The sequence below is a fragment of the Methylomagnum sp. genome (assembly GCF_054333355.1).
This window is the reverse complement of sequence record NZ_JBTEKS010000095.1, coordinates 1-13,127: the sequence shown is the minus strand read 5'-3', so window position 1 is coordinate 13,127 and position 13,127 is coordinate 1. Positions and strand designations below refer to the sequence as shown.

At 60.3% G+C, this 13,127-nt stretch carries 14 protein-coding genes and 1 pseudogene; 6 read left to right on the top strand and 9 right to left on the bottom strand.

Annotated elements, in window-relative coordinates:
- Positions 1 to 116 precede the first annotated feature (116 nt).
- On the top strand, positions 117 to 878 hold the full coding sequence (locus tag ACXWUF_RS09490; RefSeq protein ID WP_458494428.1) for a helix-turn-helix transcriptional regulator: 762 nt from the start codon (positions 117 to 119) through the stop codon (positions 876 to 878).
- 16 nt (positions 879 to 894) lie between these two features.
- On the opposite strand, the gene rsxG is transcribed toward ACXWUF_RS09490, so the two are convergent.
- From rsxG to dksA, 9 genes are all read right to left on the bottom strand, one after another.
- Positions 895 to 1,527, bottom strand: a complete 633-nt coding sequence (rsxG, locus tag ACXWUF_RS09485; protein ID WP_458494427.1) for an electron transport complex subunit RsxG — start codon at positions 1,525 to 1,527, stop codon at positions 895 to 897.
- The gene (gene rsxD / locus ACXWUF_RS09480; protein ID WP_458494426.1) at positions 1,524 to 2,555 is read right to left on the bottom strand and encodes an electron transport complex subunit RsxD; all 1,032 of its coding nucleotides are present in this window, start codon (positions 2,553 to 2,555) and stop codon (positions 1,524 to 1,526) included. Before rsxD ends, rsxG begins: the two co-directional genes overlap by 4 nt.
- Positions 2,556 to 2,627: 72 nt before the next feature.
- Complete coding sequence (locus ACXWUF_RS09475) at positions 2,628 to 3,017, bottom strand: HEPN domain-containing protein (RefSeq protein ID WP_458494425.1); 390 nt, start codon at positions 3,015 to 3,017, stop codon at positions 2,628 to 2,630.
- Entirely contained in the window at positions 3,004 to 3,336 is a 333-nt protein-coding gene (locus ACXWUF_RS09470; RefSeq protein WP_458494424.1) for a nucleotidyltransferase domain-containing protein, read from the bottom strand. Before ACXWUF_RS09470 ends, ACXWUF_RS09475 begins: the two co-directional genes overlap by 14 nt.
- 75 nt (positions 3,337 to 3,411) lie before the next feature.
- Positions 3,412 to 4,974: an electron transport complex subunit RsxC gene (rsxC, locus tag ACXWUF_RS09465; protein ID WP_458494423.1), complete on the bottom strand. Its 1,563-nt coding sequence runs from the start codon at positions 4,972 to 4,974 to the stop codon at positions 3,412 to 3,414.
- On the bottom strand, positions 4,971 to 5,510 hold the full coding sequence (rsxB, locus tag ACXWUF_RS09460; RefSeq protein ID WP_458494422.1) for an electron transport complex subunit RsxB: 540 nt from the start codon (positions 5,508 to 5,510) through the stop codon (positions 4,971 to 4,973). The genes rsxC and rsxB overlap by 4 nt, the downstream gene beginning before the upstream one ends.
- Before the next feature lie 10 nt (positions 5,511 to 5,520).
- Complete coding sequence (gene rsxA / locus ACXWUF_RS09455) at positions 5,521 to 6,102, bottom strand: electron transport complex subunit RsxA (RefSeq protein WP_458494421.1); 582 nt, start codon at positions 6,100 to 6,102, stop codon at positions 5,521 to 5,523.
- Between the two features lie 7 nt (positions 6,103 to 6,109).
- A complete protein-coding gene (gene gluQRS, locus ACXWUF_RS09450) occupies positions 6,110 to 7,060 on the bottom strand; it encodes a tRNA glutamyl-Q(34) synthetase GluQRS (RefSeq protein ID WP_458494420.1) in 951 nt (316 codons plus the stop codon).
- Between the two features lie 41 nt (positions 7,061 to 7,101).
- Positions 7,102 to 7,542, bottom strand: coding sequence for an RNA polymerase-binding protein DksA (gene dksA / locus ACXWUF_RS09445; RefSeq protein ID WP_458494419.1), 441 nt, complete (start codon positions 7,540 to 7,542; stop codon positions 7,102 to 7,104).
- A 142-nt stretch (positions 7,543 to 7,684) separates the two neighbouring features.
- Here dksA and ACXWUF_RS09440 point away from each other — a divergent pair, with 142 nt between their 5' ends.
- The 5 genes and pseudogenes from ACXWUF_RS09440 to ACXWUF_RS09420 all read left to right on the top strand — a co-directional run.
- Positions 7,685 to 8,866 carry an aminotransferase class I/II-fold pyridoxal phosphate-dependent enzyme gene (locus tag ACXWUF_RS09440; RefSeq protein WP_458494418.1) on the top strand — a complete coding sequence of 394 codons (1,182 nt, stop codon included), beginning with the start codon at positions 7,685 to 7,687 and terminating at the stop codon, positions 8,864 to 8,866.
- A 197-nt stretch (positions 8,867 to 9,063) separates the two neighbouring features.
- On the top strand, positions 9,064 to 9,585 hold the full coding sequence (locus ACXWUF_RS09435; protein WP_458494417.1) for an XrtA/PEP-CTERM system exopolysaccharide export protein: 522 nt from the start codon (positions 9,064 to 9,066) through the stop codon (positions 9,583 to 9,585).
- A 21-nt stretch (positions 9,586 to 9,606) separates the two neighbouring features.
- On the top strand, positions 9,607 to 11,184 hold the full coding sequence (locus ACXWUF_RS09430; RefSeq protein WP_458494416.1) for an XrtA system polysaccharide chain length determinant: 1,578 nt from the start codon (positions 9,607 to 9,609) through the stop codon (positions 11,182 to 11,184).
- Positions 11,185 to 11,187: 3 nt separating this feature from the next.
- Complete coding sequence (locus ACXWUF_RS09425; protein ID WP_458494415.1) at positions 11,188 to 12,138, top strand: XrtA-associated tyrosine autokinase; 951 nt, start codon at positions 11,188 to 11,190, stop codon at positions 12,136 to 12,138.
- Positions 12,110 to 13,127, top strand: a pseudogene (locus tag ACXWUF_RS09420) (hypothetical protein); the annotation flags it as partial. The gene ACXWUF_RS09425 and the pseudogene ACXWUF_RS09420, both read left to right, overlap by 29 nt.

Here is a 13,127-nt window from a genome sequence, read left to right as displayed (position 1 = left end):
ATCCACGTCCTCGTGGTCGCCTCCGTCGCCGAGGTGGTCTTGAACCTCAACCTCCACCACCGGGCGCTGCTCGAGGTCCTCGGCGAACGCTATGTGGCTTTATATGCCAATTCGGGATGAGGGGGGGTGCGGAATGTCGGTTCAACGCCTCGGAAATCCACGCCCTGTTCACCATGCGGCGCTTGCTGCAAGACCTACAGCCGGGCTTGCTGGAACCCCATGTCCGGCCCTTGCTGGATCGGCTCAACCATCTCATTGGCACTGGCTCCCCGCACATCAAGGAAGTGGAGAAGCGGGTCCGGGTCTTCCAAGTGGCGCGGCGGGCGGTGGAAACCCGCCATTTCGCCAGTCTCGCCACGGCGCTGTTCGAGCGTCGGCAACTCCGCCTCGCCCATTACAACCGCGCCAGCGGCCACCGAACCGAGCGCACGGTGTCGCCGCAACGTCTGATTTATTACCGGGAGAACTGGTATCTGGACGCTTGGTGCCATTGGCGGGAAGCCATCCGCAGCTTCGCCGTGGACGCGCTGGAAGCGGCAACCATTGGCCCGGACGCGGCGCTGGACATCCCGGAAGCCGAGTTGGACCGCCATTTGGGCACCGGCTACGGCATCTTTTCCGGCGACGCGGTGCAATGGGCCGTGCTGCGCTTCACCCCGGAACGGGCGCGGTGGGTGAGCCGGGAAATCTGGCATCCGCAGCAAAGGAGCGAGTTTGAGGCGGATGGCGGCTATCGGCTGGAGATTCCCTACAGCGACGACCGGGAGTTGGTGATGGACATTCTCCGGCACGGCGCGGAGGTGGAAGCGCTGGCGCCGGACTCGCTGCGGGACCGGCTGCGGGAAATTATTCGGGGGATGGGGGAACGGTATGGGTAGGGATGTGGTTAGGCGCCTAAAAGGCCGTGCCAGCGGCGTCCCCAAACAGCCGTTTCTGATGGACACGGAAGAACACCAGCGCATTCCGCACCGCCCTGACCACGGCCCTCGGTGTGACCGTCGCCCCGGCGAACTGGTCGAAATCCCCGCCATCACGCTTCACCTGCCAGCGGCTTTCCGGCGGATTTTCCAGGGAACGACCGGTAAAGCCGTGTATCCAGTCCGATTTGCCCGCGTCGATGAAATCCCCCAGGCCCGGCGTTTCCCGATGACTCAGCGCCCGCACCCCGGCCAGTTGTCCATCGGCCCGAATCGCCACCAGCAGCCGAATCGCGCCGTTGTAGCCGTCCGGCGCGGTGGGCGACAGCGCGACGGCGACGGGCCGGCCATCCTTCCGGGCGCGGTAAACGGTGAGGGGCGCTTGGCTGCCCAGGCTGGCATCGGCGACCGTCACGGTGTCAGCCAGCAGGTCGTTGTCGTAGCTGTCCGCCGGAATCAGGGTTTCCAGGGTTTGCAGCAGCACGGCCCGCTCGTTGGCGGCGATGCGTTCGGCGGTGTGGTCGTGGACTAGGGCCACGAGACCCAGGCCGACCAACGAGAACAGGCCCAGCAGCGCGGCGGGATGACGGGGAAGTTTGAACGGATTCATTCGATGGTCCCGTAGACCCGAGGCCGGGTGTAATGGTCGATGGTGGGCGCGGCCAGATTCAGCAGCAGGACCGCGAAGGCCACGCCGTCGGGATAGCCGCCCCAAGCGCGGATGACGAACACCAACAGGCCCATCAATGCACCGTAAATCAGCCGACCCTTGGGCGTGGTGGCGGCGCTGACTGGATCGGTGGCGATGAAGAACGCGCCCAGCAGGGTGGCCCCGCTGAACAATTGGAACAACGGCGTCGGGTGGCTGGCCGGATCGAGCAGGAAAAACACCAGCGCCACGCCGAACAAGGCGCCCAGGAAGCCCGCCGGAATCTGCCAGCCAATCAAGCGCCGCCGCAGCATCCACAAGCCGCCCAGCAGAAAGCCCAGGTTTACCCACTGCCAGCCCCGCCCGCCAATCCCGGCGAAAATGCCCGCCGCGTGGATTTCGTCCAAGGACACCTGTTGGCCCAACTGGGTCTTGGTCGTGTCCAGCGGCGTCGCCATCGCCAGCGCGTCGAAACTCAGGTTCGGCGGCAATTCCCGGCTGAAGATGGCTTGCCAGGTCTCGGCGAAATCCAGCGGGTGCAGGTTGAGTTCCAGCGGTGGTAGCCAGGCCGTCATGGGCTGTGGGAAGGACACCAGCAGCACGGCATAGCCCACCATGGCCGGGTTGAAGGGGTTATGGCCCAGCCCGCCGTAGACCTGCTTGCCGATGAGGATGGCGAATGCCGCGCCGAAGGCCGTCATCCACCAGGGCGCGAGCGGCGGCAGCGACACCGCCAGCAGCATGGCGGTCAGGACGGCGCTGTAATCCTGCAACGTGGGCGCGATTGCGCGGCGGCGCAGCGTCAGGGCGGCGGCTTCGGCGCTGGTCGCCACCGCCACGGCGATGAAGCATTGAATCAGCACGCCGGGGCCGAATTGCCAGACCAGGGCGGCGAGGCCGGGCAGCAGTGCGGCCAGGACTTCCCGCATGATTTGGCGGGTGCTGCTGGGTGGGGCGAGGTGGGGGGCGGATGAGGTGGGGACGCGCATGTTTAGATTTCGGGGCTGGCGGCAAGCGGCTGGACGGCTGGCTTGCGGGAGGAGCCGGGGACTGGTGTTTTTTCAGGCTATTTCCAATCTGGTCATCACTTGACGATGAAAAGCTTCCACTTGATCGAGTAGCGCGGCGCGGTCCAGGGGTGACAGGTCTATGGGAGCCTCATAGCGAAACTGGACGCCGTAATCGGTCAAGTCCACGAGGGGTAGGAATGGCGCCAAGGCGGCGGGTTCTGCATCCTCAATCAAGATAAACAGGGTCCGCAAATCATGGGTGCGGGGATATGGCGTGCCCAATTGGCTGAGCCACGCCTTGCTCAACTTCTCGACGGACTGCTGGGCATGGAAGCCGACAATGGCATCGGCGAATGCCTCCGGGTTCAGCATGTTGCGGAGCGCCTGCAAGTCGTTCTCCGCCATTGCCAGCATGAGCCGGGCGTGTTTAGTGTCGCTCATAAAGCGTGATTCCCTCGTGCAGACAGCGGCCAATGACATGGTTCGGCGAGTCGCGCCACGCCTCAATCTCGTCCAGGCTATACACCAGCACGTCGATGGGCAGGCGGAACCGCCACAGCGCCCGGCGGATGCGCTGCAATTGATGTTGGCGGCGACATGATTCGGAAAACGGCTCCCGCTCGACGACCAGCAGGTCCAGATCGGAATCCGGTTGCGCGTCGCCACGGGCGCGTGAGCCAAACAGGACAATCCGCTCGGGGCCGACGGCGTCCACGGTGGCCGACACGATTTCGCGCAGCAGATTTTCGGAATCGCTCATGGTGAATTATGAATGCCTTTCATCCGTGCCGTTTCAGTACCATCGGTGGGCATGAGCACATGCCCACCCTACATTCTAATCGTGGGATAGCTTGACCGTCTCCGTATCGGCTGGATGTCCCGTCTCGCTCGAATGCTTCTCCGCCCGCTTCTGTTTCGCCCGCTCAATGGCCAGCTTGATTTCCGGCTTGGCGGCTTTTTCCAGATTGGCCTTCTTGCGCTTGGCGGCTTCGGCCCGTTCGCGGGTTTCTTCCACCTTGCGGGCTTGCCGAGCCTCGAAACGCACGCGGGCCTGGTCGGCGCTGTCCCGCTCCCGCTGACGGGCGTGGACCTTGCCCTTGGTCGCCCGGAAATATTGCACGAGCGGGATATGGCTGGGGCAAACCACATCGCAGCAGCCGCACTCGATGCAATCCGCCAGCCGGTAATCCAAGGCGCGGTCGAGTTGGTCCGAGCGGCTGTACCAGTACAACTGCTGCGGCAGTAGGTTGGCCGGGCAGACTTCGGCGCACGCGCCGCAGCGGATGCAGGGCTGGGGTTGTTGCGCCGCACCAAGCTCGCCCCGGCCCGCCACCAGCACGCAATTAGTGGATTTGACGACCGGCGGCGCATCGCTGGCTAGGGCGAAGCCCATCATCGGCCCGCCCAGGATCAGCCGTTCCGCCGCGTCGGTGTAGCCGCCACAGAACTCGGCCAATTCGGCGATGGGCGTACCCAGGCGGACGTCCAGATTTTGCGGTTGGCGGATGCCCCGGCCCGTGACGGTGACGAGCCGGGACAGCAGCGGTTCGCCCCGCGCCACGGCCCGATACACGGCGGCGGTGGTGCCGACGTTCTGGCACACCACGCCGATGTCCGCCGGAATGCCCCGCGCCGGGACTTCCAGCCCGGTCAGCACCCGGATCAATTGCTTCTCGCCGCCGGTCGGGTAAATGGCTGGGACGGGGACGATCTCGATGCTGTCCAGGCCAAGCGCTTGCCGGGCGAGGGTGGCGGCGGCGATGGCGTCCGGCCTGTCGTTCTCGATGGCGACGAGGCAGCGTTCCGCCCGGAGGATATGGCGGAGGATGTCCGCGCCGCGCAGGACTTCCCCGGCCCGCTGGCGCAGCAGGGTGTCGTCGCAGGTGATGTAGGGTTCGCACTCGGCACCGTTCAGAATCAGCGTGTCGATGCGGCGGGCGCCGGTGTCGGCCTTCACCGCCGTGGGAAAGCCCGCGCCGCCCAGGCCGACGATGCCAGCCCGATGGATGCGCCGGAGCAGTTCGGCGGGTTCGCAGTCCCGGTGGTCCAGCGGCGGTTCGAACTCGACGGCGGCGTCTTCCCCGTCGGGTCCGATGACGAGACACAGGTCGGACAGGCCGGACGGGTGGGGCAGGGGACGCGGCTCGATGGCGAGGACGGTCCCGGAGGTGCTGGCGTGGATGGGCGGATTGAACGGGTTGTCACCGCCGCCCGCGATGATTTGGCCTTTCAGCACCCGGTCGCCGGGTTTGACCTGCGGTTCGGCGTTGCGGCCATCGCGTTTTTGCAGCGGCAGAATCAAGCGCTCCGGCAAGGGGGCAAGGCGGGGCGGGAATTGGGTGGACTCGGCCTTGTGGGGTTCCAGACGCAGCCCGCCGTGAAAATTCCATAGCGTCATGCCGGGCGGTTCTCCGGGGCGGGCCAACGCCAAGACGCCAACGTTTCCCCGACGGGTTCCATCGCGATGCAATCCACCGGGCAGGGCGGCAGGCAGAGTTCGCAGCCGGTGCATTCGGCTTCAATCACCGTGTGCATGAACTTCGGGGCGCCGAGGATGGCATCCACCGGGCAGGCTTGGATGCACAGGGTGCAGCCGATGCAGCGGGTCTCGTCGATGACGGCGACGGCTTTGGGTTTTTCCGGGCCGTGGCTGGCGTTCAGCGGCTTGGGTTCCACCCCCAGCAAATCGGCCAGCGCCTTGACGCCCTCTTCGCCGCCGGGCGGGCATTGGTTGATGTCGGCTTTCCCTTGGGCGATGGCTTCGGCGTAGGGACGGCAACCGGGGAAGCCGCATTGGGCGCATTGGGTCTGGGGCAGCAGCTTGTCGATTTGGTCGGCCAGCGGGTCGCCTTGGACCGCGAAGCGCCGGGACGACCAGCCCAATAGCCAACCCAGCAGGGCGAAGGCGATGCAGACGGTGACAACGGCCAGCATGGCGGGAGTATCAGCCTTTCACGAGGCCGGAGAAGCCCATGAAGGCCATGGAAATCAGCCCGGCGGTAATGAGGGCGATGGCGCTGCCCCGGAACGGCGTGGGCACGTCGGCCACGTCGATGCGTTCCCGCACCCCGGCGAACAGCACCAACACCAGGGTGAAGCCCAGCGCCGCGCCGAAGCCGTATAAAAATGATTCGATGAAGCCGTGCTGCGCCTGGACATTCAGCAGCGCTACGCCCAGCACCGCGCAGTTGGTGGTGATGAGCGGCAGGAATATCCCCAGGACTTGGTAAAGCAGCGGGCTGGTTTTGTGGACCACCATTTCGGTGAACTGGACCACCACGGCGATGACCACGATGAACACGATGGTGCGGAGGTATTCGAGGCCCAAGGGCGCCAGCAGGTATTCGTTGGCGAGGTAGCCGCACATCGACGAGAGGGTCAGCACGAAGGTGGTGGCGAGGCCCATGCCGAGGGCGGTTTCCTGTTTTTTCGACACGCCCATCAAGGGGCAGAGTCCCAGGAATTTGACCAGCACGAAGTTGTTGACCAGGGTGGTGCCGACCAGGATGAGCAAATAATCCTTCATCGCGCTGTCAGGGAGTGCAAGGCTTGCCTTGCTCAAGGGATGGAAAAGTGCACGGCAAGCCTTGCACTCCAGCGGTTGCTTCGACCGGGATGTGGTCCATGCCTTGGAGTCTGGCTAAATCCCAATGTTCGACGGCCCAAGCCAGTATTTCCGGGGCGGGTGCCGTGGCCAATTCGGCGGGCGGATGCTGGTTCAGCAGGTTCAGCAGGCGGAACAGCACGCCGCCGGGGTCGCGGGTTTCCGCTTCCGGGGCGAAGGTTTGCTTGCTGAGCTTGTGGCCTTGGCTATCCACCAGGATGGGCACATGGGCATAAACGGGTTCGGGCAGGCCGAGCCGCCGTTGCAGATAGATTTGCCGGGGCGTGGAGTCGAGCAAATCCAGCCCACGCAGCACTTCGGTGATGCCTTGCTCGGCGTCGTCCAGCACCGTGGCGAGGTGGTAGGCGAATACGTGGTCGCGACGGTAGAGGATGAAGTCGCCCACCTCGGTTTCGAGGTTCTGTTCAACCAGACCCCGCACCCGGTCCTCGAACGAGATTCGGACGCCCGCCGTGACGAGGCGCAGCGCGTGGGATTCGTGGACAGAGCGGGGAGCGCGGTGTCGGCAGAAGCCCGGATAAACGGCGTGGTCGCCCAAGTCTTTCCGCGAACAGGTGCAGGGATAGACCAGCCCCGCCGCTTCAAGCCGGGCTAATCCAGTCCGGTAAGCCTCGCTCCGTTGGCTTTGATACAGGACCGGGCCGTCCCAGGCTAGACTCAAGGCTTCCAGGGTGCGCCTGATTTTGTCGGCGGAGCCGGGGACGGTGCGGGGCGGGTCGAGGTCGTCGATGCGCAGCCGCCAAGCCCCATCGTGGGCCTTGGCCTGTAAATAACTAGCCAAGGCCGTATACAGCGAGCCGATGTGCAGCGGGCCGGTGGGGGAGGGCGCGAAGCGGCCCCGATACGTGGCGTTCGTCATCGGGGCCGTGGGGATTTCGGGGCGGCGGGCCGGGAGGCGGATCAGCCGACCTGCTTCTCGCGAAGTTCGTCGAGAGTTTTGCAGTCGATGCACTGGCTGGCGGTGGGACGCGCTTCCAGGCGGCGCAGACCAATCTCGATGCCGCAGGTCTCGCAGTAACCGTAATCGCCGCGTTCCAGGTTTTCCAGCGATTCTTCGATCTTCTTGATGAGCTTGCGCTCCCGATCACGAGTGCGCAGTTCCAGGCTGAATTCAGATTCCTGGGTGGCGCGGTCGTTGGGGTCGGGGAAATTGGCCGCCTCGTCCTGCATGTGGTGCACGGTGCGGTCGACTTCGCGCATGAGTTCCGCCTTCCAATTCAGTAGAATGCGGCGGAAATGCTCAACCTGAGGCTCGTTCATGTACTCTTCGCCTTCCTCGGGCTGGTACGGCTTGAAGCTGAAGGGCGTAGAGTGAGTCTCGGTCTTTTTGGCGCTGGACATCCGGTAACTCCTAAACCAAGTTCAAAAAGCCGAGTATTACTAGCAGAAAAGCGAACTTGGGGCAACTAGAGCGAGGATTGTTTCGAATGGCGTCCGTCACGCCATCATGGCAAAAAACTAACCAGACCAGGACGATACCCACATGAACCTGGCCGAGCGCATCAAACAAATCAGCCCCTTCCATGTGATGGAGGTATTGTCTCGCGCCAAGGCATTGGAGCGGCAAGGCAGGGACATCATTCACCTGGAAATCGGCGAGCCGGATTTCCCCACCCCCCCTTTGGTAGTAGAGGCGGCTTTAGGGTTTATCCGGGGTGGCAACGTCAAGTATACTCCGGCGGGCGGTTTGCCCGAGCTGCGCGAGTCCATCGCTGAGTATTATGGCCGTCGCTATGGGGTTCGGGTCGGGCCGCAACGGATATTCGTCACGCCGGGCGCTTCTGGCGGTTTTTTGTTGAGCCTAGGACTGGCGCTCGACATTGGCGGCGAGGTGGCCCTGGCCGATCCGGGCTATCCGTGTTACGCGAACTTTGTCCGGCTGTTCGGCGGTTCCCCGCGCCTCGTCCCGGTGGACGAAAGCACGGGATTCCACTTGAACGCCGAATTGCTACGCAAGCTTTGGGATGATCGAATGACAGGGATTGTTACCGCATCGCCCGCCAACCCGACGGGCACCATGATGGCCGCCGACACTCTCCAGGGTCTCTTGGAAGAGGCGGACCGGCAGGCCGGATTCGTTATTTCCGACGAGATTTATCACGGGCTGGAATACGGCCCAAGCCCATCCCCCACGGCCTTGGCGTTTTCTCCGCGAGCGTTCGTGGTCAATAGTTTTTCGAAATATTTCGGCATGACTGGCTGGCGGCTCGGCTGGGTGGTGGTGCCCGAGGAATATATCGAGTTCGCCGAAAGACTGGCGCAAAACATATTCATATCCGCGCCCACCCATTCCCAGGTCGCCGCGCTGGCGTCCTTCACGGAAGAAAATCTGCAAGAACTTGAACGCAGGCGCTTCTTGTTCAAAGAGCGGCGCGATTTTCTATGCGCTGGCCTAAAGGACATTGGTTTCGTTATCAAAGCCCAGCCGGAAGGGGCGTTTTATATTTACGCCGATTGTGGCCGGTTTTCCAAAGATAGTTATGGATTCGCCATGGGATTGCTGTCCGAGGCTGGCGTGGCCGTCACTCCCGGCCTGGATTTCGGCACCCATTCTCCTGGGCGGTTCTTAAGGTTTAGTTATACCGTGCCAGTGGAGCGGCTTGGCGAAGCCTTGGCGCGGATTGATCGGTATGCTCGTGGAATGCCACCGGCGACGGCAACTTAAATCGGGCGTCCGTTTAAATTTCCTCAATTGAGGCGCGGTTTTTTGGCCGCGTTTTGGAAAAGCACCCGTGAATCCCCGTGTTACTCAAATCCAAACGGAAACTAAACATGAAGCAAGCTAGGCCCCGACTATTCCCCCTTCTCGTGGTCTGTCCGTTTTTATTCATCGGCTGCGGAACCGCGCCGCTGGCACCCAATGTGGAGCCGCCCACCGAATATACCTATGTCATCGGACCTGGCGACAGTATTGAAATGTTCGTTTGGGGCAATCCCGAAGTCACCCGGACCGTGCCGGTGAGGCCGGATGGCAAAATTAGCGCCCCCTTGGTCGAGGAATTGCCCGCTTCCGGGAAAACCCCTTTCCAACTGGCCCGAGATATTGAGCGCGAATTAAGCAAATTCATCCGCAATCCCCTGGTCAGCGTGATTGTCAGTGGTTTCGTGGGTCCATACGACGAGCAGGTTCGCGTGCTTGGGCAGGCCGCCAAGCCGCAGGCCGTGCCTTATAAAGAAAATATGTCCCTGTTGGACTTAATGATCTTGGTGGGCGGCGTGACGGATTATGCCGCAGGCAACCGGGCGACCATTATTAGGACGGTTAACGGCGTGAAACAGCAATTCCGGATTCGCATTGATGATCTATTGGAGGACGGAGACATTACCGCCAATGTTAATGTTTTGCCGGGCGACGTGTTAATTATTCCAGAAGCTTATTTCTAGCCCGGATTTGGAGACTGTCCTATGCATAATCTCTTTACTGAATTACTGAGTTACGCTCAGAATGCGGCCCGGTATCGGTGGACCGCCGTGATATTGGCTTGGCTGGGTTGCCTGGGAGGATGGGTGTTTGTATCCCAAATGCCGGACAAGTTTCAGGCCGACGCCAGGGTTCATGTGGATACCCGTTCTGTTCTGCGTCCCTTATTGTCGGGATTGGCGATACAGCCGGATGTTTCCAGCCGTATCCGATTAATGTCGAAACTGATGTTCAGTCGGCCCAATCTCGAAAAGGTTGCGAGAATGACCGATTTGGACTTGGGGGTGAAGGATGAGGCCGCCATGGAGAAACTGGTGAGCCGACTGCAATCCTCCATGGTGATCGCGGGCGGGGAAAGCGACTTGTTTACCATTGGGTTTCAAGACCCCGACCCAAAAGTGGCGAAAAAAGTCGTGCAAGCCCTGCTGACCATATTCGTCGAGCAAACCCTGGGAGAATCCCGCGAGGATTCCAATACCGCGCAGAAGTTCTTGGACCAACAAATCAAGGAATATGAAGCCCGCTTGGTATTGGCGGAGCGAGCGGTGGAAGAATTCAAGCGCACCAATTATGGCTTATTACCCGGACAGGGCGGGAATCTCTACGAACAATTGGGGGCTTTGAACAATAGCTTGGAAGAAGCCAAAATGGGCTTGCAGGAGGCCATTAACCGACGGGATGAAATAAAGCGCCAAATGGAGGAGGACGAGTCCAGCTATATTGACTATGGCACCGCCACACAAGCCGCGCCGAGTCCCTTGGATTTACGCATCCAAGCGTTGCAGTCCCGGTTGGACGAATTATTGCTCAAGTACACCAAAGGCCATCCCGAGGTGATTGCCGCCAAGGCCAGCATCGCTGAATTGACCAAGCAAAAAGAGCGGGAGGCCGCGGCGGCGACGCAAGCCGAATCCTCCGGGGAAAGCACGCTTCCACCGGGCGCGGCAGAGAATCCGATTTTCCAACAGCAGAAACTGGCGCTGGGAGAGCAAGACGCCAATATTGCCTCGCTCACGTCCCGGGTGAAATTATTCGAGGACAAAATCGAGAATATGAAAAAGCAAATGGATGACAGGCTGCGGGTGGAAACCCAATTGCAGGGATTGAACCGTGATTATGAGGCGGTGAAAACCAATTACAGCCAATTGCTGAGCCGCCGGGAACAGGCCAGGATGTCCGAGAATATCGAACAGAATACCGATAGCGTCAAATTCAGAATCGTCGATCCTCCCCAGGTGCCCACCAAGCCAGCGGCACCAAATCGCATCCTGTTGTCCAGTGGCGTGCTGTTTGGCGGGGTTTTATTCGGCGGTGGCGTGGCGATTTTCTTGTCACTGCTGCGTCCCCCGTTCACCACCAGCCAAAAGCTTCGCGAATTAACCGGCGTGCCGGTATTGGGCACCGTTTCTATGAATTGGATTCCAGAGATCAAAAAGCAGAAGTGGCGGCGGTTCTGGGGGTTTGTTGCTTCATTTGCCGCGCTGTTGGTGATCTTCGCGGGCGTTATTGCCGTGGAGGTCAAAGGCTATCATCTGCCTAACTTCATAACTTTTGGAGCGTGAGGCGTGAGCATTATCGAAAAAGCGCTGGATAAAGCCTTAGGGCAGGATCAGCTCCTAGTGACGCCGGCGGCGGAGAAACCCGTGCCACCGGCGGTAGAAAACCCGCACCCCGCATCTGAACCAAGCCAGCCATACACGGCACCAAACCCGCCTCCTTCAACCGGCGGGGAGCGAACTCGGAAAATCATGGAAATCGACTGGCTGGCGCTTAAGTCCAAGGGCATGTTGGTGCCAGAAATGTCCAGCACCCAGTTGGCGGAAGAGTATCGCGTGATTAAGCGCCCGCTGCTGATGAATGCCTTTCCCGACGAGGACAATGGCATCGAGCGGGCCAATTTGATTTTGGTCACGAGTAGCGTGCCGGGTGAGGGAAAAACATTTACGGCCATGAATCTGGCTTTAAGTATCGCCATGGAGCGCGATAAATGGGTACTACTGATTGACGCGGACGTGGCGAAACCCTCCATTGGCGGCTTGCTCGGGAGTTCCGGGGAAGCGGGACTGACGGACCTGTTGAAAGACAGCAATGTGCGTTTTTCGGATGTGGCCTTCAAAACCGACATTCCCAACTTAACCATCATGCCAGCGGGTCGGCAGGATCGGAATTCCACGGAGTTATTGGCTAGCGACGCGATGAAGCGCTTGGTCAAGGAGCTATCCGCCCGTTATGACGACCGGGTGGTGATTTTTGATTCGCCCCCATTATTGGCGGCCACTCAAGGCGCTGTGCTGGCTAGCTTAGTGGGGCAGGTCGTGTTGGTGATCGAGGCCGATACAACCCCGCAGTATATTGTCCAGGAATCCCTTTCAAAACTCGAAGCCTGCGATGTGGTTGGCTGCGTGCTGAACAAAACCAATCAGGGCTTGGCTTTCAATTATTACGCCTATTTTTACGGTTACGGCTACGGCTACGGATATGGCACTTATGGACAGTCGCAGAAACCCAAGGAATAAGTTTCTCGGCTTGTCACCGGGTCGCGGTCGCCTGAGCAGAAAAGCCTTAAGAAGCTGCATTTTGTTGGCTTTTCTTGGTGAGGCAGGCGCAGCGGATTTGCGCATCCAGCCAATTTTTTTCGCCAATGAACAATACTCGGATAATATTTATTTAGCCCCGGATAAGGCCACGGCCAATACTCCAAATTCACGGACTCGACAAAGTTCGCTCGTGACCATGCTGAGTCCCGGAATCTACGCGACGCGAACCGGCCCTTGGTCATTTAGCCTGTACTATCAGCTACAGGGGATTTTCTATACCGGCAAGGCATCTTCCGTCAATTTCAATAACCAATTAGGGTTTAGTTCTCATGGGGAGATACTGGATAACTCTCTATTCCTGAGCGCCAACAGCAATATCGGGCAGTATAACAACGCTGGCGCATTCGGACGAGGCGTTTACGCTGTTGATAATATTTCGCGCACAGGCACCACCAGCACCTATCAAGTGTTCCGGGTGAATCCCTATTGGACTCCCCATTTGGGAGGATATGTGGATGGTGTGGTGGGTTTGAGCTACGCCTACACGACAACGGGCAGTAATAGCAGCGATGGGGGGATCGGGGCTTCCAATAACGTGTCGGAGTATATAAATCTATACAATGGCAAGGAATTCACCCAGATCGGCTGGCGGCTGAATTTTTTTCAGCAGGATATGTTTAGCGATGGGGGTAATGTGGGAGTGGCGGGCAGCGGGGACGTGACCTATCGTAATTATAGTGGCCAGATCAGTTATCGCCTGTGGGAGCATGTTCGACCGTTTGTCCAAGCGGGCGTCTATGAAAACAGTTTCGCCAATGTCGGTACGGTGAACGGTGCCAATAATGGCAGTTATTGGAATGTGGGCGTGATTTGGACGCCCAGCCAAAAAACCTATTTGCAAGTGGGCGCGGGGGGTAATAACTACTTTGCCAATCTGCGGTGGAGTCCTTCCAAAAGAACCGAACTGT

What these genes read in the sequence shown, in the direction of transcription:
- ACXWUF_RS09490 (WP_458494428.1), top strand. Translation starts at nt 117, where the DNA reads ATGAGGGGGGGTGCGGAATGTCGGTTCAACGCCTCGGAAATCCACGCC.
- ACXWUF_RS09475 (WP_458494425.1), bottom strand. Translation starts at nt 3,017, where the DNA reads ATGAGCGACACTAAACACGCCCGGCTCATGCTGGCAATGGCGGAGAAC.
- ACXWUF_RS09470 (WP_458494424.1), bottom strand. Translation starts at nt 3,336, where the DNA reads ATGAGCGATTCCGAAAATCTGCTGCGCGAAATCGTGTCGGCCACCGTG.
- ACXWUF_RS09440 (WP_458494418.1), top strand. Translation starts at nt 7,685, where the DNA reads ATGAACCTGGCCGAGCGCATCAAACAAATCAGCCCCTTCCATGTGATG.
- rsxA (WP_458494421.1), bottom strand. Translation starts at nt 6,102, where the DNA reads ATGAAGGATTATTTGCTCATCCTGGTCGGCACCACCCTGGTCAACAAC.
- dksA (WP_458494419.1), bottom strand. Translation starts at nt 7,542, where the DNA reads ATGTCCAGCGCCAAAAAGACCGAGACTCACTCTACGCCCTTCAGCTTC.
- ACXWUF_RS09430 (WP_458494416.1), top strand. Translation starts at nt 9,607, where the DNA reads ATGCATAATCTCTTTACTGAATTACTGAGTTACGCTCAGAATGCGGCC.
- rsxC (WP_458494423.1), bottom strand. Translation starts at nt 4,974, where the DNA reads ATGACGCTATGGAATTTTCACGGCGGGCTGCGTCTGGAACCCCACAAG.
- rsxD (WP_458494426.1), bottom strand. Translation starts at nt 2,555, where the DNA reads ATGCGCGTCCCCACCTCATCCGCCCCCCACCTCGCCCCACCCAGCAGC.
- rsxG (WP_458494427.1), bottom strand. Translation starts at nt 1,527, where the DNA reads ATGAATCCGTTCAAACTTCCCCGTCATCCCGCCGCGCTGCTGGGCCTG.
- gluQRS (WP_458494420.1), bottom strand. Translation starts at nt 7,060, where the DNA reads ATGACGAACGCCACGTATCGGGGCCGCTTCGCGCCCTCCCCCACCGGC.
- rsxB (WP_458494422.1), bottom strand. Translation starts at nt 5,510, where the DNA reads ATGCTGGCCGTTGTCACCGTCTGCATCGCCTTCGCCCTGCTGGGTTGG.